21 protein-coding genes are annotated in these 20,930 nt (G+C 38.3%); 12 read left to right on the top strand and 9 right to left on the bottom strand.

What is annotated here, in order from left to right; genetic code table 11:
* The first annotated feature begins 2 nt into the window (after window positions 1-2).
* The 9 genes from rpsK to ACOMC3_RS13290 all read left to right on the top strand — a co-directional run bounded on the left by rpsK (window position 3) and on the right by ACOMC3_RS13290 (window position 7,813).
* Window positions 3-395: a 30S ribosomal protein S11 gene (gene rpsK / locus ACOMC3_RS13330; RefSeq protein ID WP_350217613.1), complete on the top strand. Its 393-nt coding sequence runs from the start codon at window positions 3-5 to the stop codon at window positions 393-395.
* Window positions 396-416: 21 nt separating this feature from the next.
* A complete protein-coding gene (rpsD, locus tag ACOMC3_RS13325; protein WP_420316388.1) occupies window positions 417-1,019 on the top strand; it encodes a 30S ribosomal protein S4 in 603 nt (200 codons plus the stop codon).
* Between the two features lie 20 nt (window positions 1,020-1,039).
* Window positions 1,040-2,029: a DNA-directed RNA polymerase subunit alpha gene (locus tag ACOMC3_RS13320; protein ID WP_420316387.1), complete on the top strand. Its 990-nt coding sequence runs from the start codon at window positions 1,040-1,042 to the stop codon at window positions 2,027-2,029.
* Window positions 2,029-2,646, top strand: a complete 618-nt coding sequence (gene rplQ, locus ACOMC3_RS13315; protein ID WP_420316386.1) for a 50S ribosomal protein L17 — start codon at window positions 2,029-2,031, stop codon at window positions 2,644-2,646. The genes ACOMC3_RS13320 and rplQ overlap by 1 nt, the downstream gene beginning before the upstream one ends.
* 89 nt (window positions 2,647-2,735) lie before the next feature.
* Window positions 2,736-3,839, top strand: coding sequence for a glutamine-hydrolyzing carbamoyl-phosphate synthase small subunit (gene carA / locus ACOMC3_RS13310; RefSeq protein ID WP_420316385.1), 1,104 nt, complete (start codon window positions 2,736-2,738; stop codon window positions 3,837-3,839).
* Complete coding sequence (gene eno / locus ACOMC3_RS13305; protein WP_420316384.1) at window positions 3,839-5,116, top strand: phosphopyruvate hydratase; 1,278 nt, start codon at window positions 3,839-3,841, stop codon at window positions 5,114-5,116. The genes carA and eno overlap by 1 nt, the downstream gene beginning before the upstream one ends.
* 160 nt (window positions 5,117-5,276) lie before the next feature.
* Window positions 5,277-5,969, top strand: a complete 693-nt coding sequence (locus ACOMC3_RS13300; protein ID WP_420316383.1) for a LiaF transmembrane domain-containing protein — start codon at window positions 5,277-5,279, stop codon at window positions 5,967-5,969.
* Between the two features lie 49 nt (window positions 5,970-6,018).
* Window positions 6,019-7,074: a sensor histidine kinase gene (locus ACOMC3_RS13295; RefSeq protein ID WP_420316382.1), complete on the top strand. Its 1,056-nt coding sequence runs from the start codon at window positions 6,019-6,021 to the stop codon at window positions 7,072-7,074.
* The gene (locus tag ACOMC3_RS13290) at window positions 7,067-7,813 is read left to right on the top strand and encodes a LytR/AlgR family response regulator transcription factor (protein ID WP_420316381.1); all 747 of its coding nucleotides are present in this window, start codon (window positions 7,067-7,069) and stop codon (window positions 7,811-7,813) included. Before ACOMC3_RS13295 ends, ACOMC3_RS13290 begins: the two co-directional genes overlap by 8 nt.
* Window positions 7,814-7,887: 74 nt before the next feature.
* Here the strand turns inward: ACOMC3_RS13290 and ACOMC3_RS13285 are convergent, their stop codons facing one another.
* The 4 genes from ACOMC3_RS13285 to ACOMC3_RS13270 all read right to left on the bottom strand — a co-directional run bounded on the left by ACOMC3_RS13285 (window position 7,888) and on the right by ACOMC3_RS13270 (window position 11,194).
* Window positions 7,888-9,192, bottom strand: a complete 1,305-nt coding sequence (locus tag ACOMC3_RS13285; protein WP_420316380.1) for an NAD(P)/FAD-dependent oxidoreductase — start codon at window positions 9,190-9,192, stop codon at window positions 7,888-7,890.
* 88 nt (window positions 9,193-9,280) lie between these two features.
* Window positions 9,281-9,877, bottom strand: coding sequence for a hypothetical protein (locus ACOMC3_RS13280; protein WP_420316379.1), 597 nt, complete (start codon window positions 9,875-9,877; stop codon window positions 9,281-9,283).
* The gene (locus ACOMC3_RS13275; RefSeq protein ID WP_420316378.1) at window positions 9,870-10,364 is read right to left on the bottom strand and encodes an RNA polymerase sigma factor; all 495 of its coding nucleotides are present in this window, start codon (window positions 10,362-10,364) and stop codon (window positions 9,870-9,872) included. Before ACOMC3_RS13275 ends, ACOMC3_RS13280 begins: the two co-directional genes overlap by 8 nt.
* On the bottom strand, window positions 10,361-11,194 hold the full coding sequence (locus ACOMC3_RS13270) for an alpha/beta fold hydrolase (protein WP_420316377.1): 834 nt from the start codon (window positions 11,192-11,194) through the stop codon (window positions 10,361-10,363). The genes ACOMC3_RS13275 and ACOMC3_RS13270 overlap by 4 nt, the downstream gene beginning before the upstream one ends.
* Before the next feature lie 121 nt (window positions 11,195-11,315).
* Here ACOMC3_RS13270 and ACOMC3_RS13265 point away from each other — a divergent pair, with 121 nt between their 5' ends.
* Both ACOMC3_RS13265 and ACOMC3_RS13260 read left to right on the top strand, forming a co-directional pair.
* The gene (locus tag ACOMC3_RS13265; protein WP_420316376.1) at window positions 11,316-11,687 is read left to right on the top strand and encodes a BlaI/MecI/CopY family transcriptional regulator; all 372 of its coding nucleotides are present in this window, start codon (window positions 11,316-11,318) and stop codon (window positions 11,685-11,687) included.
* Window positions 11,687-13,822 carry a peptidoglycan DD-metalloendopeptidase family protein gene (locus tag ACOMC3_RS13260; protein WP_420316375.1) on the top strand — a complete coding sequence of 712 codons (2,136 nt, stop codon included), beginning with the start codon at window positions 11,687-11,689 and terminating at the stop codon, window positions 13,820-13,822. Before ACOMC3_RS13265 ends, ACOMC3_RS13260 begins: the two co-directional genes overlap by 1 nt.
* A 5-nt stretch (window positions 13,823-13,827) precedes the next feature.
* Here ACOMC3_RS13260 and ACOMC3_RS13255 read toward each other — a convergent pair whose 3' ends face one another.
* The 4 genes from ACOMC3_RS13255 to ACOMC3_RS13240 form a co-directional block, all read right to left on the bottom strand.
* Window positions 13,828-14,496 (bottom strand): LytR/AlgR family response regulator transcription factor, encoded by a 669-nt coding sequence (locus ACOMC3_RS13255; RefSeq protein WP_420316374.1) that lies wholly within the window; start codon window positions 14,494-14,496, stop codon window positions 13,828-13,830.
* Window positions 14,489-15,520: a sensor histidine kinase gene (locus ACOMC3_RS13250; RefSeq protein ID WP_420316373.1), complete on the bottom strand. Its 1,032-nt coding sequence runs from the start codon at window positions 15,518-15,520 to the stop codon at window positions 14,489-14,491. The genes ACOMC3_RS13255 and ACOMC3_RS13250 overlap by 8 nt, the downstream gene beginning before the upstream one ends.
* Window positions 15,520-16,374: a hypothetical protein gene (locus ACOMC3_RS13245; protein WP_420316372.1), complete on the bottom strand. Its 855-nt coding sequence runs from the start codon at window positions 16,372-16,374 to the stop codon at window positions 15,520-15,522. The genes ACOMC3_RS13250 and ACOMC3_RS13245 overlap by 1 nt, the downstream gene beginning before the upstream one ends.
* A gap of 145 nt (window positions 16,375-16,519) precedes the next feature.
* Complete coding sequence (locus ACOMC3_RS13240; RefSeq protein ID WP_420316371.1) at window positions 16,520-17,620, bottom strand: MFS transporter; 1,101 nt, start codon at window positions 17,618-17,620, stop codon at window positions 16,520-16,522.
* A gap of 221 nt (window positions 17,621-17,841) precedes the next feature.
* Here ACOMC3_RS13240 and ACOMC3_RS13235 point away from each other — a divergent pair, with 221 nt between their 5' ends.
* Window positions 17,842-19,116 (top strand): acetyl-CoA hydrolase/transferase family protein, encoded by a 1,275-nt coding sequence (locus ACOMC3_RS13235; RefSeq protein WP_420316370.1) that lies wholly within the window; start codon window positions 17,842-17,844, stop codon window positions 19,114-19,116.
* Between the two features lie 10 nt (window positions 19,117-19,126).
* On the opposite strand, the gene ACOMC3_RS13230 is transcribed toward ACOMC3_RS13235, so the two are convergent.
* The gene (locus tag ACOMC3_RS13230; RefSeq protein WP_420316369.1) at window positions 19,127-20,866 is read right to left on the bottom strand and encodes an ATP-binding protein; all 1,740 of its coding nucleotides are present in this window, start codon (window positions 20,864-20,866) and stop codon (window positions 19,127-19,129) included.
* Window positions 20,867-20,930 lie beyond the last annotated feature (64 nt).

The following is a 20,930-nucleotide window of genomic DNA, read 5'->3' as shown; positions in this document are numbered from 1 at the left end:
AGATGGCACAAAAGAGAAAAGATAAAGCTAAAAAGAGAGTTGTTGCTGTTGATGCAATTGGCCAAGCCCATATTAAAGCTTCATTCAACAACATCATCATTTCAATGACCAACGGAACTGGTCAGGTAATTAGCTGGGCCTCAGCTGGTAAAATGGGATTCAGAGGTTCTAAAAAGAACACACCCTATGCTGCTCAGGTAGCTGCACAAGAATGTGCACAAAAAGCATATGATCTAGGTTTAAGGAAAGTAGAAGTTTTCGTAAAAGGTCCTGGATCTGGAAGAGAGTCTGCCATCCGAACCATCCAAAATACTGGTATAGAAGTTACAATGATTAAAGATGTAACTCCACTACCACATAATGGATGTAGACCACCGAAAAGAAGAAGAGTTTAAGATATTAAATAGTTATAGATAATGGCAAGATATACTGGGCCTAAAACTAAGATTTCAAGACGATTTGGAGAGCCAATCTTCGGAGCTAGCAAAGCGCTACAGAAGAAGGCATATCCTCCTGGTCAGCATGGTAGAGGAAGGAGAAAAAAGCAGTCTGAATATGCTATCCAGTTAGCGGAAAAGCAGAAGGCAAAGTACACTTATGGCGTACTTGAGCGTCAGTTCTCTAATGCTTTTGAAAAGGCTTCAAGAAAAAGCGGCATTACAGGTGAAATCTTACTTCAGTTATTAGAAGCAAGATTGGATAACACCGTATTCCGATTAGGTATTGCGCCGACAAGAAGAGCAGCTAGACAATTGGTTTCTCATAAGCACATTACAGTGAATGGAGAAATTGTAAATGTTCCTTCTTATACCTTAAGAAATAATGACGTCATAGGTGTTAGAGAGAAGTCAAAATCTCTTGAAGCCATAACTGACAGCTTAGCATCTAATGCACGAAGCTATTCTTGGTTGGAATGGGATTCTGCTAGTATGACTGGCAAATTTCTAAACTCTCCAAGTAGAGAAGAAATCCCTGAGAATATCAAGGAACAGTTGATCGTCGAATTGTACTCTAAGTAAACACTCTAAAAATAAGATATATGTCTATCCTAGCATTTCAAATGCCGGAAAAAGTGGTAATGGAAAAAGCAGATGATTTCCATGGCCTCTTTACTTTCAAACCTCTTGAAAAAGGATATGGTGTTACTATCGGTAATGCTCTAAGAAGAATTCTTCTCTCCTCATTGGAGGGATATGCAATAACAGGTGTGAAAATACCAAGTGTTTTGCATGAATTCTCTACCATTGAAGGAGTAGTCGAAGACGTGAGTGAAATGATTCTGAACCTAAAGATGGTTCGTTTCAAGAAAATTGAAGACGTTGCTGACGGGTCTATTACAGTTAATGTTTCTAATATGAAGAAACTTACTGCTGGAGACTTGGCAAAAGCAACTACCTCTTTTGAGATCCTAAACCCAGATCACGTGATTTGTCATTTAGACGAGTCTGCAAAGTTTGAAATGGAGCTAACTATCTCAAAAGGAAGAGGGTATGTTGGTGCTGATGAAAATAAGCCAGCTGATCAGAATTTCGGTTTCATTGCTATTGACTCAATCTTTACACCAATCAAAAATGTAAAGTACAGTGTTGAAAACACAAGGGTTGAGCAAAAGACTGACTATGAGCAACTAACACTTGATATTGAAACTGACGGATCAATTCACCCTGAGAATGCATTAAAAGGTGCAGCTAATATTTTGATTCAACACTTCATGTTATTCTCTGATCAGAATATGATCCTTGAGACTCAGGAAGCTGGTGAACCAGAGCAGGTAGATGAGGAGCTTCTTCACATGAGAAAGATGCTTAAGACTAACTTGAATGATCTTGATCTTTCGGTTAGAGCTTACAACTGCTTAAAAGCTGCTGATGTGAGAACTTTAGGAGATCTAGTTTCTCTTGAAATTTCTGACATGATGAAATTTAGAAACTTCGGTAAGAAGTCTCTTGCTGAACTAGAGCAATTGGTTTCTGATAAAGGTCTTACCTTCGGAATGGACCTTGGTAAATACAAATTGGAGGAAGAATAATGAGACACGGAAAGAAATTCAATCACCTTGGTAGAAAGACTGCTCATAGAAGTGCAATGCTTTCTAATATGGCATCTTCTCTTATCATGCATAAGAGGATCAATACCACTGTAGCTAAGGCGAAAGCGCTTAGAAAATACATTGAGCCACTTCTGACCAAGTCTAAAACAGATGATACTAACTCAAGAAGAGTTGTATTCTCCTATCTTCAGGACAAAGAGTCTGTAACTGAACTTTTCAATACTGTAGCTGGAAAGATTGCTAATCGACCAGGTGGATATACTCGTATTATCAAAACAGGTGCAAGGCTGGGAGATAATGCGGAGATGTGCATGATGGAGCTAGTTGACTTCAATGAGCTATTGCTTTCTGAAACAGAGAGCAGTAAGGCTAAGACAAGAAGATCTAGAAGAGGTGGAAAAAGCAAGGCTCAAGAAGAAACTCCAAAGGCAGAAACAGCTGAAGTGAAGGAAGAAGTAGTTGAGGAAGCTCAGGTAGAAGAAGTGAAAGCAGAAGCTGCTGTAGAAGAAGTGGAAGCTAAGGCTGAGGAGGCCGAAGCACCTAAAGAAGAAAAGGAAGAGGAAACAAAAGAAGACAATAAGAAAAAAGAAGATTAAATTGTCACCTCTATTAAAATATAAAGCCATCAGTCATCTCACTGATGGCTTTTTTATTGCCCAATCCATCACTATTTTTGCTCCCCAGTATGAAATACCCTATCCGTAAAAAAGCAACACTTTTACTTCAGGACGGCACTACATTTACTGGACATTCAATTGGCAAGGAAGGTACTTCAGGTGGAGAAATCTGCTTTAATACCGGAATGACTGGATACCAGGAAATCTACACTGACCCGTCTTATTTCGGTCAAATCATTGTAAATACCACATCACATATTGGTAATTATGGTGCTGTTGAATCAGAGGTTGAAAGTGAAAATCCAACTATTAAAGGACTAGTTGTCAACGATTTTTCCCAGATCTATAGCAGAACGAAAGCCTCAGAAAGTCTTCAAGAATTTCTTGAAAGAAACAATACTGTAGGAATCGCAGGATTAGATACCAGAAAAATAGTTCGTCACATTCGAACCAAAGGTGCAATGAATGCCATTATTTCTTCTGAATTGGAAGGTGAAGCCTTGCAGACTGAGCTTGACAAGATTCCTAGTATGGAAGCACTTGAGCTTTCAACTCAGGTTACCACCAAAGAGCCATATGAGCTAGGTGAAACTAATGATGGCTTTAAGGTTGCTGTATTGGACTTAGGAATTAAAAAATCTATTCTTAAGAACCTGGTTGGCAGAAACTGTCATTGTAAGGTATTTCCAGCGAAAACGACTTTTGCTGAAATGGAGAAATGGAATCCTGATGGCTATTTCATCTCCAATGGTCCCGGCGATCCGGCTGTGATGGATTATGCTTCTAGTACTGTGAAAGAAGTGTTGGACGCAAATAAGCCAGTTTTTGGAATATGTATGGGTAGCCAAATTCTTGCATTGGCAGTAGGTATTCCTACCTATAAAATGCATCATGGTCACAGAGGACTTAATCACCCAGTTAAGAATCTTAATACAGGTTTAAGTGAAGTCACTTCACAAAATCATGGATTTGCTGTTGAGATGGAAGCCCTTAAAAATTCTGATGTCGCTGAGTTGACTCACATCGATTTAAATCACGATACGGTTGAAGGGTTGAGATTAAAAAATAAACCTGCTTTTGCAGTGCAATACCATCCAGAATCATCGCCTGGTCCAAATGATTCTACCTATCTATTTGATGATTTTATTCAATTAATAAAAGACAATAAGTAATGAGTGTTATTGAAAGTGTGTTTGCGAGACAAATTATGGATTCTCGTGGTAACCCAACTGTGGAAGTAGAGGTCATCACAGAAGATGGGTATATCGGAAGAGCAGCAGTGCCTTCCGGAGCTTCTACCGGAGAGCATGAAGCAGTAGAACTTAGAGATGGAGATAAGTCGCGCTACATGGGTAAGGGTGTTCAAAAAGCTGTTGATAATGTGAATGAAATCATTGCACCGGAAATAGAAGGGTTGTTGGTGGTAGAGCAGGCGTACATTGATCAGGTTATGATTGACTTAGATGGGACACCCAATAAATCTAAACTAGGAGCTAATGCAATTCTCGGTGTATCATTAGCTGTAGCTCATGCTGGCGCAGACGCTTGTCAACTTCCTTTATACAGATATATTGGGGGCGTTAATGCTAAAGTCCTTCCGGTTCCAATGATGAATATTATCAATGGAGGTTCGCACTCGGATGCTCCGATTGCCTTTCAGGAATTTATGATTCGTCCGGTTGGAGCCCCAACATTTACTGAGGCACTTAGGATGGGTGGAGAAATTTTTCATAACCTGAAAGCAATCATCCATGATAAAGGATTGAGCACTGCTGTAGGAGATGAGGGTGGCTTTGCGCCAAACTTTGAGGGTGGCACTGAGGAAGCCCTTGAAAGTGTTTTGGCAGCCATTGAAAAAGCAGGATATAAACCAGGTTCTGATGTAACTATCGCTTTAGATTGCGCATCTTCAGAGTTCTTCGAGAATGGAGTATACGATTATAGCAAATTTGAAGGACCAAACGGTGCAAAGAGATCAAGTGCAGAACAAGCTGAATATCTTGCAGAATTAGTTGGTAAATATCCCATAGATAGTATTGAGGATGGATGTGATGAGAATGATTGGGAAGGCTGGAAAATTGTAACAGAAAAGATCGGAAACAAATGCCAGTTAGTTGGAGATGATTTATTAGTTACCAACGTAAAATTTCTTGAGAAAGCAATCAAAGAGAAAGCAGCTAATTCTATTTTAATTAAAGTCAATCAAATTGGTACACTAACTGAAACTTTGGATGCCATCGAAATGGCCCACAAAGCAGGATGGACGGCTGTAGTTTCTCATCGATCCGGAGAAACAGAGGACGCTACTATTGCCGATATTGCAGTTGCAACAAATAGTGGTCAGATTAAAACTGGTTCAATGAGTAGATCTGATAGAATGGCCAAATACAACCAGCTGTTGCGTATCGAAGAGGAGCTTGGAGAAGTGGCCATTTATCCAAGTAGATAGAAAAATTTGAAGAAATAATTAAGGCCTCCCTTTGGGAGGCTTTTTTGTTTCACAAGAGTGAAAACTTAGCTTACCAGTATATATCCGCAGCTTACCGATTTGATATAGGAAAAATAATCCCTACTAAAGAGTTTTGAGTATAATTTAAAACTAAAAGGATATGAGAACACATGAAAATTCAAAATCAAAAGCGTGGGTAGGTATCGTGCTGGTAGCCTTAGGTGGCTATTTTCTTCTTAGAAATCTGGACCTCATTCCATCTTTTCTTCCATTCTGGTTATTTAGCTGGGAGATGATCTTTGTCATCATAGGTGGAGCAATGCTCGCCTCCGGAAGGAGAGAGGGATTAGTATTCCTTGGAATAGGGGCCTTCTTTATCATACCTGATATCCTTCATATTCCGCATTTTCATATGCGTGACTGGTGGCCCTTAATTCTTATAGCAGTGGGGTTGTCTATTTTTTTAAGACGGAGAAATTATAACCAAATATCCCCTGGTAAATCAAATGATGAATTCTTTGAGGATGTTTCCATCTTTGGCGGATCAGAAAAGACAATTACGTCACAAAATTTGAAGACGGCTCGCATAAACTCGATTTTCGGAGGCTCTGAGTTAAACTTACTAGGCGTAAAGCTTGGTCAAAAAGAAGTAATTCTGGATTACCTATGCATATTTGGGGGAAACGAAATCATTGTTCCGAACGACTGGACTATTGTGAATGAGATGTTTGTACTATTTGGCGGATACTCGGATAAACGTGCCATTGTTTCAGGTGTAAAGCCGGATCCTGAAAAAGTACTTCGACTCAAAGGACTAATCCTTTTCGGTGGATCTGAAGTTAGAGGAGGCTAGACATCATGGTCGTTGTATACCTTTAGGCATATTTACACCTAAACACTAAATGAAGCACCCAATTCTCAGCGGTTCAGGCTACAAACTTTATGTCATTGTTTGGCTGATAGTTATGATCGCACATGGCTCGGTGCTTTATTTTTTTTACGATTTTTCACTCACGATCTCCATCACGGATAGTATCGTTTATAACCTCACCTTCGGTTCTATTGTACCAGGCTTTTGGTTTATTGTGACTTTTGGAAGCTTGAATAAAGATGAGCTTTCACTCATTGGAACACATACGGGAGCAGCGTTTCTTACTATCGTTGTATGGCTTTCTGTTTCCGGATTTATTCTCAAGTATATATTTCAGAGTAGCTCAGTATATCTTGAATTTCTGTCCTCATCCAATGTATGGCGAATCATTGTTGGTATCCTGTTTTACAGTATCAGCGTTCTTATTTTTTACCTGATCAAATATTATCAAGATATGCAGAAGCGGATGAACCGAGAGCTGGAGCTGCAAAACCTGCTAAAAGATGCAGAGCTAAGAATGCTCAAATCTCAAATTAATCCTCACTTCATTTTTAATAGCCTTAATTCAATCAGTGCACTTACAGTTTCCATGCCCGAAAGTGCTCGGGAAATGGTCATTAAGCTTAGCGAATTTCTAAGGTACTCATTGGGAAAAGACAGCAGCGAGTTGAACTCGCTAGGGCAGGAAATAAAAAATGCAACGCTTTACCTGGATATTGAAAAAGTGCGATTTGGTGATCGATTGAAGTTTGAAAAGAAGCTTTCAGACGAGTGCGTTAAGGTGAAAGTACCCAACCTGATATTACAACCACTGTTTGAAAATGCCATTAAATATGGCGTCTATGATAGCATGGATCCAGTTATCATTAAACTCACTTGTGAGTCGAGTGATGAGGTATTGATACTACAGCTTGTTAATTCTTTTGATCCAAAGGCAGCACCTACTAGAGGAGAAGGAATTGGCTTAGAAAATGTTCGAAAACGACTCCAGGTGGTTTATGGCAGAAATGATTTACTTGAAGTAAACAAGAAGGAAAATGAATTTAGTGTTAGTTTGAAAATCCCAAAACATCTGGAGAATGACTAAGATTCGCACACTTATCATCGACGATGAGCACCTGGCTCGTCAGATCATTAGGGACTACCTAAAGGAAGATAGCCAAATGGAAATTATTGGTGAATGTGGAGATGGTTTTGATGGATTTAAGCAAATAATTGAGCTCAAGCCTGATTTGGTATTTCTGGATGTTATGATGCCAAAGCTCACAGGTTTTGAGATGTTGGAGTTGGTAGAACGGCCACCCGTGATCGTATTTAGCACAGCATATGATGAATATGCGATTAAGGCATTTGAACAAAATGCTGTTGATTATCTACTAAAGCCCTATTCAAAGGAGCGGTTCATTGAAGCAGTGAATAAAGCAAAGGATAAACTGGATCATTCTACGGATCAAAAGGCGATCCATAAGGTGATTGAAAATCATCAAAGACCTGAGACTCTTTCAAGAGTGGCAGTTAGGAATGGGTCTAAGATTCATATTGTTTCTGCCGACAAGATCAAATACATTGAAGCACAAGACGATTATGTGAAACTGCATACTTACGATGGAAACTTCTTGAAACAGCAGACAATGAAGTACTATGAAAACCACCTCTCAGAAAATGATTTCTTGCGCATTCATCGATCTTATATTGTCCGGCTTAAAGAAATATCTCGAGTGGAACTGATGGGTAAAGACACACATGTAGTATTGCTGCAAGATGGGACACAACTTAGTGTTAGTCGTTCAGGCTATTCACGATTGAAAGAGGTATTGGATTTTTAATTCTTTCACTAAGCTAAGTTTAGATCCGGTTCTTATATCTCCATCACTTTCCTCGATTAACCCACCGTACGAGCTTAGTCAACCAGGTCAGATTTTAACCGTTCATTGCCAAGGGCTTTCTTTGTAATTTGATACATGCGATCATTCGAACCTTCCTTACCCAGTAAAAGGTTAGTTGCAATGTCACCATACGTCATCGTTCCTTTTGCCCCAACGCCTGACATACCACCAATTAGAACAGCATTTGTATCGAATGAGCCATCTTCCAATAGTAAGTTGGTCACAAGAGGTACTTCTGATTTTGTGAGTGAATAAACACATGAATAACTGCTATGATACTCCAAGTCTTCTTTTTCAATATCTAAACCAATCATTTTTAGATAGTCAATTGTTTGATTGACGCTCCATTCTTTCTCGGATTCAGTTATAGGTTGAGACCATACATCATCCAAGTTGGTAATTTCTGTTCGCTTAAAGTGTCCACCGACCTTCAAAATGGGGATACCATCTGAATCATATTTTTCTATCATTGAGTAAAACAATTCGGAATGGAGTTTAATCACAGGATATGACTCAATCAATTTTTTTTGTTCTACTTCATTCAACTGCCTATAAACTTCCGGATTGATTTTAAGAAAAGCTAAGAATAAACGTTTAGGTGTGATCAAATGATCAATTGCTGGTGAGATGTTTTCTAATAGTTTTCCATTGTAAGGCCCAGCTGCCGCTATTATTTTTTCTGACTGAATTGTTTGACTTATCTGGTTTTTCCTATCCATGATGGTCACTTCATATCCATGACTTGTTCTATTAACGGTTTTTACATGTTGATTGTATTTTATCTCTCCACCAGCATATTCGATTGCTTTGTGAAGTTTTTGAATAAGTACTCGAGGATTCATTGTTCCTGAATGCTTTCGATATTCTCGAATAACTTTTAGTGAATCTGGGATATTTAAATCAAATTTCAGTTTGGCTGTCTTGGCATCCCCGGCAAAAGAAACACTATCAGAAGAGGTTGATAAAGTATCTGGCTTATCCAAATTGAATACAGCAATTTCTTCTGAACTCTCTGGGTAGAAAATGTAGGTTACTGGAGAAGTTGTATATATATCTTCTAAGGAGTGAGCCATTGGCTCTTTTGTGTTCAGGAAGTTGATCAGTTTTTGAGTTTCTTCAATTCCTTTTATTTGTAAGTAAGCATAGATGTCATCTATTGGTCCTAAACTTCTGGAGATTCGCGCTTCACCATGGCTCGATCCTGATGTGTAAATGGAGTCTTGTTTCTCAAGTAAAATCACGGATTCACCTTTCTGAGCTAAGTGCCAGGCGGTTGCACTTCCCATTAATCCACCACCAATTACTATATAAGATTCCATTTCTTGGTTAGTTTGACAGCAAGTAAAAATCCAAACTGCAAATACAAAAATGATCCACCGCAACATAATGCAAGATAGGCTGTTCGGATTATAAAGCTGTCAGCTCTTTCCTCATCTGAACAATTTCAGCTAACTCCACCATCTCTTTTTTAATCCCTTTTCTAATCTGTGTGATTAGTATAATAGCACCAATTACATATCCCACATCCATGATGATCATCCATTGTAAATCAATGTATTTGCTAAATTCTGGAGTAAGCATGTAGAATCCCAGTGTGTAAAGTCCTACTATGGTGACTGTCACAGGTCCGTGAATTCTTTTCCTAAACTGGTAGAATTTTAATGAGTTGTCAACACTCCTGATTGCGTGTTCGGTTAAATCTATTTGTTTTGATCTAATTGAACTTATCCATTCAATCAAAATCCGAAGCGTGAGCCCGCCAATCATAAGCACTACACCAATTTTGCTGATCAATTGCTGAAAAGGGGTGACGTAGTAAAAGAAAGTGGTAATCATGATGAGTGCCATTGTAAGAATCAGCATGTTCCCATAGTGAGCATAAAGCACATTTTTCTTATTCTTCTTTGCCTTTTCAATGATATCACTAATTTCAATGTCAGCACTTTTAATGGAAGATTTAGCATCCTTCCATTGGTTTTGGAGTTTTTTCAATTCTTCATCCATTACTCATTAGTTTTTTTAGTCTCTTTTTGATCCGGTGAATTTTTACCCTAAGGTTGGTTTCAGAAATTCCAATCACCTCTGCGATCTCTTCATATTCCAATTCCTCCAATACCATTGTTATGATCAATCGATCGATTTTGTTTAATTGGTCAATTGCTTTGTATAGGTCATTGGCTCTTTCTTCCTTTAATCCTGTTTCTTCAACCTCAATACCAACTTCTACTTCACCAATCGGACTGTGTTTTTGTTTTTTGTTTTTGCGATGATACTGAAGGCAGGTATTCACTGTAATTCGGTATATCCAGGTTTTATATGAAGACCTGCCTTCAAATCTATCCATCGCGTTCCATGTGTTGATAAATACCTCCTGAGTAAGATCATTTGCTAAATCATAGTCCCCGCTGGCATACCCAAGGCACAACTGTGCTACCATGGATCGGTATTTATCAAATAATTCTTGAAAGGCCGTTTGGTTTGTTTCCTTCATTTAGCTAGAAAGCTATTTACTTTTTCATAAAACCAATCTTTCTGGTCAAACATGATGAAGTGTCTACTGTTCTCTGCAATCAGTATTTGCTTGTTCGGTACACGTTCAAACTGGCTCTCCACTGTTTCTTGCACCGTCTTTGCATCCGGAAAAGAGGCTGCAATGACAAGTGTTTCTGCTTTAATTGCTGATAAAGATTCCCTGATATCCAATTTCAATAAATCTGTATATCCGTAGACATATGTTTTTCTATCTGCGTCTAAAATCCACTGTGTCAGTGTTTCAACCTTGTCTTCCCTGAATGTCATGTATTTGGCCATCATACTTGCATTTTGTTTAAATGCTTCATCTGTCATTGACAGCATTTGATTGTTGTAAGGGCTTTCATACTGCAATTGATCCGCAGCAACTCCCGGCATCATTACTTCCCGCATACATGGCAAGCCATCCACTACAATTAATCGTTTGATGCGATCAGGTAACTCTGCAGCAATATCAGCCCCTAAAGTTCCTCCCATACTATGACCAATGATGTTCAGATCAGTCAAGTCCTCTTCGACGATATATTTTATCAGTTCACTTTTTATGGTACTGTACCAAGGCATTTCAATCGATTGGATGCCGTTAAACCCTGCGTATGAAATCAGATGGTTTTCGAATGTGCCTTCCATGTTTCGAATGGTTTCTTGCCATACAGATCCGGGGTTGGTAAAGCCTGGCAAGAACAGAATTGGCTCGCCGCTTCCTGATTTTTCTACTTTAATAGCAGGTCCAGCAAATGCTGATATGCAAATTGTGATGAATGATAATGTAATTAATTGCTTTTTCATTTTTTTAGAATTTTTTGGACCTTGGATGCAAAGTCTATTCAATTTGTTACACTTCTGAGAAAAAATATTTATAACTATAAAAATAGTTGTATAATTATAATTATAGTTATAGTATTGTGTCATGAAGGAATTGACCAAAGCAGAGGAACAACTCATGCAGATCCTGTGGGGGCTGGAAAAAGCCTACCTAAAGGACATTGTAGAGCAATACCCGGAACCGGCACCTGCATACACTACAATTTCAACTGTAGTCAATGTATTGGTGAAAAAAGGGTTTGTCGGGTTTGAAACTCATGGGAAGTCGCGGGAATACTACCCGCTAATTACTAAGGAGAAGTACACTCGTCAATCTATGAATGGTCTAATGAGTAGCTTTTTTGACAACTCTGCTAAAAAATTCGCTTCTTTCTTTGCCAGCCAGGAAGAGCTTTCTGTGGAAGAGTTAAAGGCCATACGTAAACTGATTGATGAACAAATAACCCAGCGTAAGTAATGAGTGAAGTGTTGATCTATATTGGAAAGGTGCTTGTGATACAGGTTGTTTTCTATGGATTTTACAGATTAGTGTTGCGGAATTCGATCCAGCATGGCTTGAATCGATTGTTTTTGCTTGCAGCCTTGGTCATAAGTTTTATCATTCCTTTCATTCAGATACCCGAACGAATGCCGATCCAACCGCTTGTAGAATCCCCTGTGATTGTGTGGGTGCAGGAATCGGCATTAGAGTTAGAAGTGGTTCCAGTCAACGCTGAAAGTGAGGAGGTTCTGTTCTCAGTATGGCATTTTATCCCATTAGTATACACGCTAGTTACATGCATCTTGTTCATTCGATCAGGGATGTATCTATTCTTTATTCTAAAACTCAAAAAACATTCATTATATGTAAAAAAACGATGGTTTAAACTTTTTAAGACGTCACAAACTCGTCCGTTTAGTTTCTTTTCAAATGTGTTTATTCCCAAAGACGTCTTTGGTTCAAATGCATTCGATCAAATCCTGGCCCATGAGTGTGTGCATGTCAAGCAGCGTCATTCGATTGACCGGCTGCTATTGGATTTTCTTGTTTCGCTGTTTTGGTTTAATCCCTTCATCTATTTGTATCGAAACGCACTCATTGAAATCCATGAATTTCAGGCAGATGAAGCGGTAATTAATCAGTTCAATGATCCGATTGGTTATCAGGAGGTGTTATATTCTCAGCTGCATCATGCTACATATTCTGGTTTGGTGAGTCATTTCAATTTTTCAATGATTAAAAAACGAATTGTTATGATGAACAAACAAAAAAATAAATACTCAGTGCTGTTATATGCACTGACTTTGCCAGTATTGGTATCGGTTATTTTCGCTTTCTCAAGCAAGGAAGCCATTACTCCAATCCATGACCTAAGTTCGGAGATAGCTGGTTTAATTGGTCCTAGCAATGGACTTAGTATGCCAGATTTCAAGTTGTCGAACTTCTCCAAGTCAGATCAACAAGATTCTAATGTTCCATCCATTTTGCCTATTAAAGATATCGAAAAGGTAAAAATGACCTCAGGGTATGGAATGAGAATGCATCCTATTTACAAGGTGAAAAAGATGCATTTAGGAACTGATTTTTCTTGTCCGCTAGGAACAGAGATCATAGCTCCTGCTAATGGCACTGTGGCCAAGGTAGAAAAAAAAGAGGGCTATGGGAATCTATTAACCATAGATCATGGAGATAAAATGGTCACACGTTATGCTCAGCTTTCAGAATTCAAAGTAAAAGAAGGTGATGAAGTGAAAAAGGGTAACGTGATCGCATTGTCCGGAAATTCTGGGGCTTCTACCGCACCCCATCTTCACTATGAGGTGAAGAAAAATGGGGAGTACGTTGATCCAGCTGGTTATATAAAAGATTATGATTTTAAACCAAGGGTTAAGGAAACCCCCTCCAGTGAGAATGAAGCACGTCAGGAAGCACTTCATAGACAAGAACAAGAACTAGCTGCTCAGCAGAAAATGTTAGTGGCAAAGGAGGAGGCAGAACAAGCAAAAGTCGATGAGATACGAGCGAATGAGAGGCTTAGAGAAGCTACCGAGGAAGAAAGAAAAGCCTATCAGCTCCAAAAAGAAGCAGAAGAGCAGAGACTGATGGAAGAGAAAATTAAGAAGGAAAAGCTAAAATTTAAGGATAGTAAACAAGAATCAGACGGAGCGCTTTTAGAGATAGGGTTAGAAAAAATGACTTTATCTGGCAAAAAACCAATGTATATTCTTAATGGAGAAGAAGTTGATGATGTTGCAGATCTTGATCTATCTGAAATAGATAATATCACTGTGCTAAAGGGAGAAAAGGCAAAGAGTAAGTACGGTGAGAAAGGAGAGGATGGTGTAATTGAAATCGTTACCAAAGACAAAGAGAAAGAGAAAGATAAAGATAAAAACAAAGACAAGGGTAAGGAGAAGAGTAAAGAAAAAGAGAAGATTAAGGATACTGATCCTCGATTGAATAAGGTTTATGAATTTTTGGAAGACTATGATAAAAAGGGATTCGATCCTGATAATTGGAATATTGTCTTAAAAAGTGATCGGGTTAAGTTGAAAAGGGTAGGAAGTCTGGAGGGTATTGTGCTTTATGATGAATTTTTCGCAAAAAAATAGTGTGATCACTTCCTAAAAACTTCATTCACTCTATCCCGGTAGGATTGCCCTATTGGGATTTTTGTTTCTGCAATTTTGATCTGGTTACCTTCTACATATTCAAGGCAAGGAATCGAAATAATGTAGGTTTTGTGTACTCTCAAAAATGTGTCAGGTAAGATTTCCTCGAGTTTACGTAAGGTCTCACTAATAATCAAGGTTTTGTCTTTCAGATGGACTTTGACATAATCACCAATTGACTCAAAATATAAAATCTGATCAAAGTTGACTTTGTGATTTTTCTTGTCTGCCTTGAGCATGATGAAATCTCCAGATTCTTCTTTCTTTCCAGTATCTACTTTATTTACTGCTTTAACAAAACGCTCAAATGAGAAAGGTTTGAGTAGGTAGTCCACCGCCTCCAACTCAAAGCCCTCAACAGCATGATCTGGGTAAGCAGTTGCGAAGATCACCTTTGGTTTCTTTGAAAGTGACTTGTAAAAATTGACGCCTGATAGCTTAGGCATATTGATATCCAGAAAAATCAGATCAATGGATTCCTTGTCCAGCCACTCCAGTGCCTCAACAGCATTCGTGCAGCTGGCAATCAGCTGAAGCTTTGGGAGGTCTGCCACATAAGATTCCAGTACTTCTCTTGCAGGTGGTTCATCATCTACGATCAGGCATCTAATCATTCCACTTTATTTTAATTAAAACATCAAAAGAATCATTTGCATCTTTCACCTCCATGTGAGCCAGGTCTCCATAAATGAGGTGAAGCCGCTTCTTAACATTGGCTAATCCAATGCCTCCATACTTTCCTTCTTCGGAATGATCAGTTGTTCCTTTGTTATTCGTGACATGGAAAGTCAATTCAGTATGGGTGTTTTTAATCATGATACTGACGAAGTTAGTGCCTTTATCACCCTTCAGGCCGTGTTTAAAGCTATTCTCAATGATAGGAAAGAATAACAGGGGAGCGATCATTTGGTGTTCTGTTTCCCCTTCGACAGCAAAAGTAATATTAGCGTCCTCTTCTAACCTCAATTTTTGAAGATCCAAATAATCCTGAATAGCGTCAATTTCTTTGGATAGCGGTACTTCTTCAGACACTTCGTAAATCATGTAGCGCATGAGGTTGGATAAACGTAGAATGGCATCCGGTGCTTTTTCGCTCTTTTTTCTAGCAAGAGAATACATGCTGTTTAGGCTGTTGAATAAAAAATGAGGGTTGATCTGCATTTTAAGTGAATTGAGCTCCAATGAAAGCCTCTCTTTTTCCAGTTGTTGAAGTTCGTACCAGGACTTAGAAAGCTTTAGAAGAGTTGTTATTACCACATAACTTCCAAAAATGGCTATCAGTACTTGAATGTCGGTGAAGGATACGATGTAAAAGACTCCAACAAACTCTTCAGGAATAGTCGGAATAATGATCTCGAATAATAACTCGTGGATGAAATAAGCCAATCCGATATTGAATATGCTGAGTAATATAAATGGAAAGTAATTTTCCTTTTGGAGGAATTTTGGTATCAGGTACCTGATATTGATGTATACTAGTAGCACAAGTGGGATGTGGAAAAAACCAGAATAGATAAAGTCAATGAACTTTAGAAAACCGGAAATGGAAAAATAGCTTCCAATGAAGTAAAAGGACAGCACCCAGAAGGCGAGGTGCTGTACCCATTTTTTAGATATGAAAATTTTAAAAGGATTCATTAGGAAACTTTTTTATACATCTCCACTGCATCAAAAACATTTTCATCGTCTGAATACTTATCGATGAACTTTTGTAGTTCTTTTGGCTGAGCTGTGATAAGAATGGTCCCATCAACATTCTCATGTCTCAGGCGGATTAGATTACTTTCGAATAGCTTATTCAGTTTATCCATGTCAAAATGGATAAGGGTAAATTGATCTTCAGTAATTTCTACCTTATAGAAAGTATGAACAGGAAAGAAATTATCTGAGATGTTTTTTGAGTCATACTCTTTGATAGGGTATAGGTCCATAAAAAGATCATTCCCGATTTCTACCAGATGAGCTACATATGCCTCCTTTTTTCCGTCTTCATCCGTTGCTGTTAGTTTGTAACTTCCTTCTTCGTAAACAGCCACTGACCCTTCATAATCTATACCCGTAGAAGATAGCTTGTCTCCTTGAGCAAAACTTTTGATTTCCTCTTCAATATTGCCTTTAGAGGGGCTTGAAGGTCGGGATGCGGAAGACTTCTGATTATTCTCAGCAATCCGCTCTCGCATGATCATTTTGATACTGTCCTCGTCGTAAATCTTTCTTCCATCCTGGGTGATGAAAAGGGGCTTTTCAGAGCTCATTGTGAAGCCCTCATTGATTTCAATTGAGTATTTATCCTTCTTTTCAGAAGTGTTGGCATTATCACTACTCATGGTCTCAAAAAGTAGCTGAGTTCCATCGTCTTCGAGGCTCCATTTTCCCAATAATTCTTTCTTAAATACAATCGTATCCTCTGTGTAAATGGGGAATAGCGAATAAACGCAGGAGTTAAAAATGATGGCTAGTATACCCAGTAGGAATATTGATCTCTTTTTCATAATAGTTTGTGTTTGAATGATGAGCCAAAAGTGATCGATTGACAAAGTAGTGAAAAAAAATATCTGTGAACCAGCTATTTTTCAGGGTGAACCATAAAAAAAGTCCTTCATTAAGAAGGACTTATCAATATCGATTAAGAAGATATTATTGATATAAATATTCAAACAGTCCTGTTATGACCTCTGATGCACCGATGTAAATACCAACCCCATAGGTAACATGCCTCACTGACAAGTTCCTGATGGCGAATGGTAGCCCACTGATATTAAGGGTAGTGAATCCTCCGGCAATGATCAAAGCCGTAATGATCGTCAGATATAGATTTTCTGTTAAGAACATTCCAATTACACCAATAAATAGGACAATAAAGCTGGTGATAATTACTTTTCTAAGGTTGGCTTTTGCAATCTGCTTACTGATAAGAAATCCTGTAATCGCACACAAACCTAAAATGGCGAAAGATATATAATCACCATACGCTCCTATATCTGGAAATAAATTCGCAAAGTGGCCTGGGAAAAATTCCACCAAAAATGCCTTCCCAATTCCCAGGAATAGGCCGACCATCAATATTGCAACATATGAGATAAGACTTTGATTTTTCACTCGATCATTCTGCATTAGTTCGGTTTTTCGTTGGAGCACCTCGTCTCTTGACACTCGATGAAAAATAAAGCCCGATCCACCTATTAGCACTCCTCCAACAATAAATGTAAGGGTATCACCAAAGAACGTGACTAGCGCAACGATTACGGGCTCCAAAGCATATAAAAGCTCCGTCACAAGAAATAAAACCCCCATGACAATTGGCAGTTTCTTAGCAGGAGCAAACGCTTCAATCATGGAATTGGCAGGACTGATGAAAAGATTCATACAAATCAACCACATGACGATCATGAATGGTAAAATGGCCTGCACATCCATCAAGTGATGCGTACTTATAAGCGATGCTACAACCATAAATACCATAGCAGTTGCGCCAATACCGACTGTAAATATGATCATATATTTCCCATTCTTTTTCATGATCAAATCGGCCAGCCATCCCGCTATAGGAGGTATAACAACCAATATAACAGCCTTAGCTATGATTAGAAAATCTACTAAGTGAGTAATTCCAATCTTCTCCATAAGAACTGGCTGGTACTCATGGTATGCAATCCAGCTAATCACTACAGCTGCATTAAGTGCCGCTAGGCTATAAACTTCTCTCCATTTCAATGTGGATGTTTTTTCTGATAACATATTCGTTCTTTTGGTTAATAGACGTAGCTACATACGGACAAGGGTATGTGATCGGATTTCAAGGTTTTTATTTTATAAGATAGATTAAAAATGAAACCTTTCAAATCTGGATGTAAATCTCAGTTTGATTAATTATATGATTCAAGTTATGTATGGATCTGATATATGTTCTATTGATTAAGGAAATGTATGTTAAAATTCGCGATGGAAAATGAATGAGTATGAATAATTATAAATCTACATCAGCTAAGGAAGCAGTGTCAATTATTGAATCTGGAGAGGCGGTATTTATACACACTGCTGGCGCAGCACCACAAGCGCTTGTAAACGCTATGACTCATCGAGGTGATGAATTAAGGGATGTCACGATATATGAATTACATACGGAGGGTGAGGCTCCATATACAGATATCAAATATCGTGAATCATTTAAAGTGAAGGCATTATTTGTAGGGCACAATGTAAGGAGTGCCATAAATGATGGAAGGGCCGAATTTATTCCTAGTTTTTTGAGTGAAGTTCCACACATGTTTCGAAATGGTGTATTACCATTAGATGTTGCATTAATTCAGGTTTCACCACCTGATAAACATGGTTATTGTTCGTTAGGTATTTCTGTTGATGCATCAAAAGCAGCAGTAGATGTTGCCAAAAAGGTGATTGCCCAGATTAATCCAAAAATGCCAAGGACCCATGGGGATGGTTTGCTTCATATTAGCAAGTTTGATGCGTTTATTGAGGAGGAACAAGACATTCCAGAAATCCCACCTCATGATCTTTCAGAAGTTGAAAAGCAAATTGGTAAACATGTTGCTGGCATTATCGAAGATGGCGCTACTTTACAAATGGGGATAGGAGCCATTCCAGATGCAGTACTTCGGTATTTGGATGGTCATAAAGACCTTGGAGTTCATACTGAAATGTTTTCAGATGGGATATTGCCATTGGTTGATAAAGGCGTCATTACCAATAAATACAAAACCAGTCATCCGGGAGTGATTGTCTCCGGGTTTTTGTTGGGTTCAAGAAAATTATATGATTTTGTTGACGACAACCCCGGTGTTAGAATGCTGGACATCCAATATGTAAATGATACAGCAGTTATAAGGAAGCTGCCAAAAATGACCAGTATCAATAGTGCTATTGAAATTGATATTACCGGTCAGGTATGTGCTGACTCCATTGGGACACGTATTTATAGCGGTGTTGGGGGGCAAATGGATTTTATAAGAGGTGCAGCATTATCAAAAGGAGGAAAGCCTATTATTGCTTTACCCTCTATTACTGCAAAAAATGCTTCTAAGATTGTTCCAATATTGAAACCAGGAGCTGGAGTTGTCACTACACGGGCCCATGTTCATTATGTTGCTACAGAGCATGGAATAGTAGATTTATACGGTAAAACACTCAGGGAAAGAGCAAGACTGATGATTGATATTGCTCATCCTGCTCATCAGGAATCATTGGATAGAGCAGCATATGAACGGTTTAAGTGAGATTAAAATTCTAATGTTTAAGATATTTCATTAAAACTTGTTTCAATGTTTCCGTCTTGATCGGTTTCAAAATATAATCGCTCATGCCTACTTCAAGACACTCTTCCATACTTTTCTTCATTGCATTTGCTGTTAATGCAATAATTATCGGTTTATTTTCTTGTAAGTTGTAGTGCTCTGAAATTTGTCTTGAAGCTTCGAATCCGGAGATGTCTGGCATTTGAAGATCCATGAAGATGATATCATAAAACTCCTTTGTTGCTTTCATTACACCTTCATTACCATTTATTGCAAGATCTACTTTGTGTATATCAATATTCTTGAGCATCTTCTGCGCCACCAATCGATTGATTTCAACATCTTCTACAACCAAAATTCTTAGTTCTGCTAATCCTGGTACTACGATTTTATCAAAGGATTCCGTGTCATCTTTATGCGCAACCCCAAGCGGTATCGTAAAATAAAAGTTTGAGCCTTTCCCATGTTCAGAATCAAATTTTATCGTACCTCCCATAAGTTTTACTAATTTCTCAACGATCGCTAATCCAAGACCTGAACCTTCATAACCGTCTGAATCTGACGCTTTATAGAATGTCTCGAACAAGTGATCTTGTTTGTCTAGTGGTATGCCAGCGCCTGTATCTTTAATACTAAACTTAACAGAAATAACATCACCTGTTCTTCCTATTACTTCTACATCGAGTGTGATATTTCCCTTCCATGTGAATTTGACAGCATTGTTAAAAAGATTAACTATGACCTGCCTGATTCTACCAATATCACCGCTCAAATAGTCTGGGAGTTCATCATCTATATTAAGTTCAATGCTAAGGTTGGGGTTGCTTTGAACCTTTTTTTCAAAAACTTTCCAAATGGCATTTAATTCCTCTTTCGACGAGAATACAGACGTATTTAAATCTAGCTTTCCAGCTTCAATAATAGTCAGATCCAATACATTGCTAATGAGACCATGTAAAATATTGCTGCTATAGCCAAGACTATCAATCAGCTCCTTTTGTTCTTGATTGAGCTTTGTTTTCGCAAGCAATTCTGTCATCCCTACGATCCCATTTAGTGGTGTTCTCATTTCGTGGGAGATGGTTGCTAAAAATGTGGTTTTAGCTTTATCAGTGGATTCAGCATTAAGTTTTTCTGCCTGTAATTCCTTATTTCGTCTCCTTAATTCCCTTCGATCATCAATGTAGGTTCGCTTGAAGATAAAGAGACATATTCCCATTATCGCTAATGAAGTAAGTGTAGAAATGGTGAGATCTTGCATAAGTAGATCATTGCTAGCATATGGCGTTGCTGCTTCAGGGTATCTCATCTCGTAAAGTGATAAGCCAAGTACAGTACCAAATGTGATAATTATAAAGATCAGGTAGTCTTTTATTGGTAAGACCAATAATCCAGATAGATAAACAAGGGCAAGAAAAGTAGGAATGGCTGCCTTGATGCCTCCAGAAGGCAACCATGATATGGCTAATAGAAAAATAGCCAGGTAATAATATATGTGTGTGACTAATCGAAACCCAGCATTTTTCTTTTGGAGGTAATATAAAAATCCATATATGAAGATTCCACTCGTGTAGATCGTTTGTATGAACTGGCCATATCCTACTACCCACCCGTAAATGGACCAAAATGAGAAAACGAATACAGTAAGAACAAGTATGATTTCAAATAAGCGAAACTCTATTTTTATCGACCTGTCAGTGGATGGTAAGATATGTTTAAAAGAGATGTTCAAAGCTGGTACTCACAATGTAGTGAAGTTAACTATTTGAGATTAATATTTTTGACAGTATACGCAT

This window comes from Ekhidna sp., assembly GCF_965212185.1.
Lineage (GTDB): Bacteria > Bacteroidota > Bacteroidia > Cytophagales > Cyclobacteriaceae > Ekhidna.
This window is presented reverse-complemented; position numbering and strand designations above follow the sequence as displayed.

What these genes read in the sequence shown, in the direction of transcription:
- rpsK (WP_350217613.1), top strand. Translation starts at nt 3, where the DNA reads ATGGCACAAAAGAGAAAAGATAAAGCTAAAAAGAGAGTTGTTGCTGTT.
- rpsD (WP_420316388.1), top strand. Translation starts at nt 417, where the DNA reads ATGGCAAGATATACTGGGCCTAAAACTAAGATTTCAAGACGATTTGGA.
- ACOMC3_RS13320 (WP_420316387.1), top strand. Translation starts at nt 1,040, where the DNA reads ATGTCTATCCTAGCATTTCAAATGCCGGAAAAAGTGGTAATGGAAAAA.
- rplQ (WP_420316386.1), top strand. Translation starts at nt 2,029, where the DNA reads ATGAGACACGGAAAGAAATTCAATCACCTTGGTAGAAAGACTGCTCAT.
- carA (WP_420316385.1), top strand. Translation starts at nt 2,736, where the DNA reads ATGAAATACCCTATCCGTAAAAAAGCAACACTTTTACTTCAGGACGGC.
- eno (WP_420316384.1), top strand. Translation starts at nt 3,839, where the DNA reads ATGAGTGTTATTGAAAGTGTGTTTGCGAGACAAATTATGGATTCTCGT.
- ACOMC3_RS13300 (WP_420316383.1), top strand. Translation starts at nt 5,277, where the DNA reads ATGAGAACACATGAAAATTCAAAATCAAAAGCGTGGGTAGGTATCGTG.
- ACOMC3_RS13295 (WP_420316382.1), top strand. Translation starts at nt 6,019, where the DNA reads ATGAAGCACCCAATTCTCAGCGGTTCAGGCTACAAACTTTATGTCATT.
- ACOMC3_RS13290 (WP_420316381.1), top strand. Translation starts at nt 7,067, where the DNA reads ATGACTAAGATTCGCACACTTATCATCGACGATGAGCACCTGGCTCGT.
- ACOMC3_RS13285 (WP_420316380.1), bottom strand. Translation starts at nt 9,192, where the DNA reads ATGGAATCTTATATAGTAATTGGTGGTGGATTAATGGGAAGTGCAACC.
- ACOMC3_RS13280 (WP_420316379.1), bottom strand. Translation starts at nt 9,877, where the DNA reads ATGGATGAAGAATTGAAAAAACTCCAAAACCAATGGAAGGATGCTAAA.
- ACOMC3_RS13275 (WP_420316378.1), bottom strand. Translation starts at nt 10,364, where the DNA reads ATGAAGGAAACAAACCAAACGGCCTTTCAAGAATTATTTGATAAATAC.
- ACOMC3_RS13270 (WP_420316377.1), bottom strand. Translation starts at nt 11,194, where the DNA reads ATGAAAAAGCAATTAATTACATTATCATTCATCACAATTTGCATATCA.
- ACOMC3_RS13265 (WP_420316376.1), top strand. Translation starts at nt 11,316, where the DNA reads ATGAAGGAATTGACCAAAGCAGAGGAACAACTCATGCAGATCCTGTGG.
- ACOMC3_RS13260 (WP_420316375.1), top strand. Translation starts at nt 11,687, where the DNA reads ATGAGTGAAGTGTTGATCTATATTGGAAAGGTGCTTGTGATACAGGTT.
- ACOMC3_RS13255 (WP_420316374.1), bottom strand. Translation starts at nt 14,496, where the DNA reads ATGATTAGATGCCTGATCGTAGATGATGAACCACCTGCAAGAGAAGTA.
- ACOMC3_RS13250 (WP_420316373.1), bottom strand. Translation starts at nt 15,520, where the DNA reads ATGAATCCTTTTAAAATTTTCATATCTAAAAAATGGGTACAGCACCTC.
- ACOMC3_RS13245 (WP_420316372.1), bottom strand. Translation starts at nt 16,374, where the DNA reads ATGAAAAAGAGATCAATATTCCTACTGGGTATACTAGCCATCATTTTT.
- ACOMC3_RS13240 (WP_420316371.1), bottom strand. Translation starts at nt 17,620, where the DNA reads ATGTTATCAGAAAAAACATCCACATTGAAATGGAGAGAAGTTTATAGC.
- ACOMC3_RS13235 (WP_420316370.1), top strand. Translation starts at nt 17,842, where the DNA reads ATGAATAATTATAAATCTACATCAGCTAAGGAAGCAGTGTCAATTATT.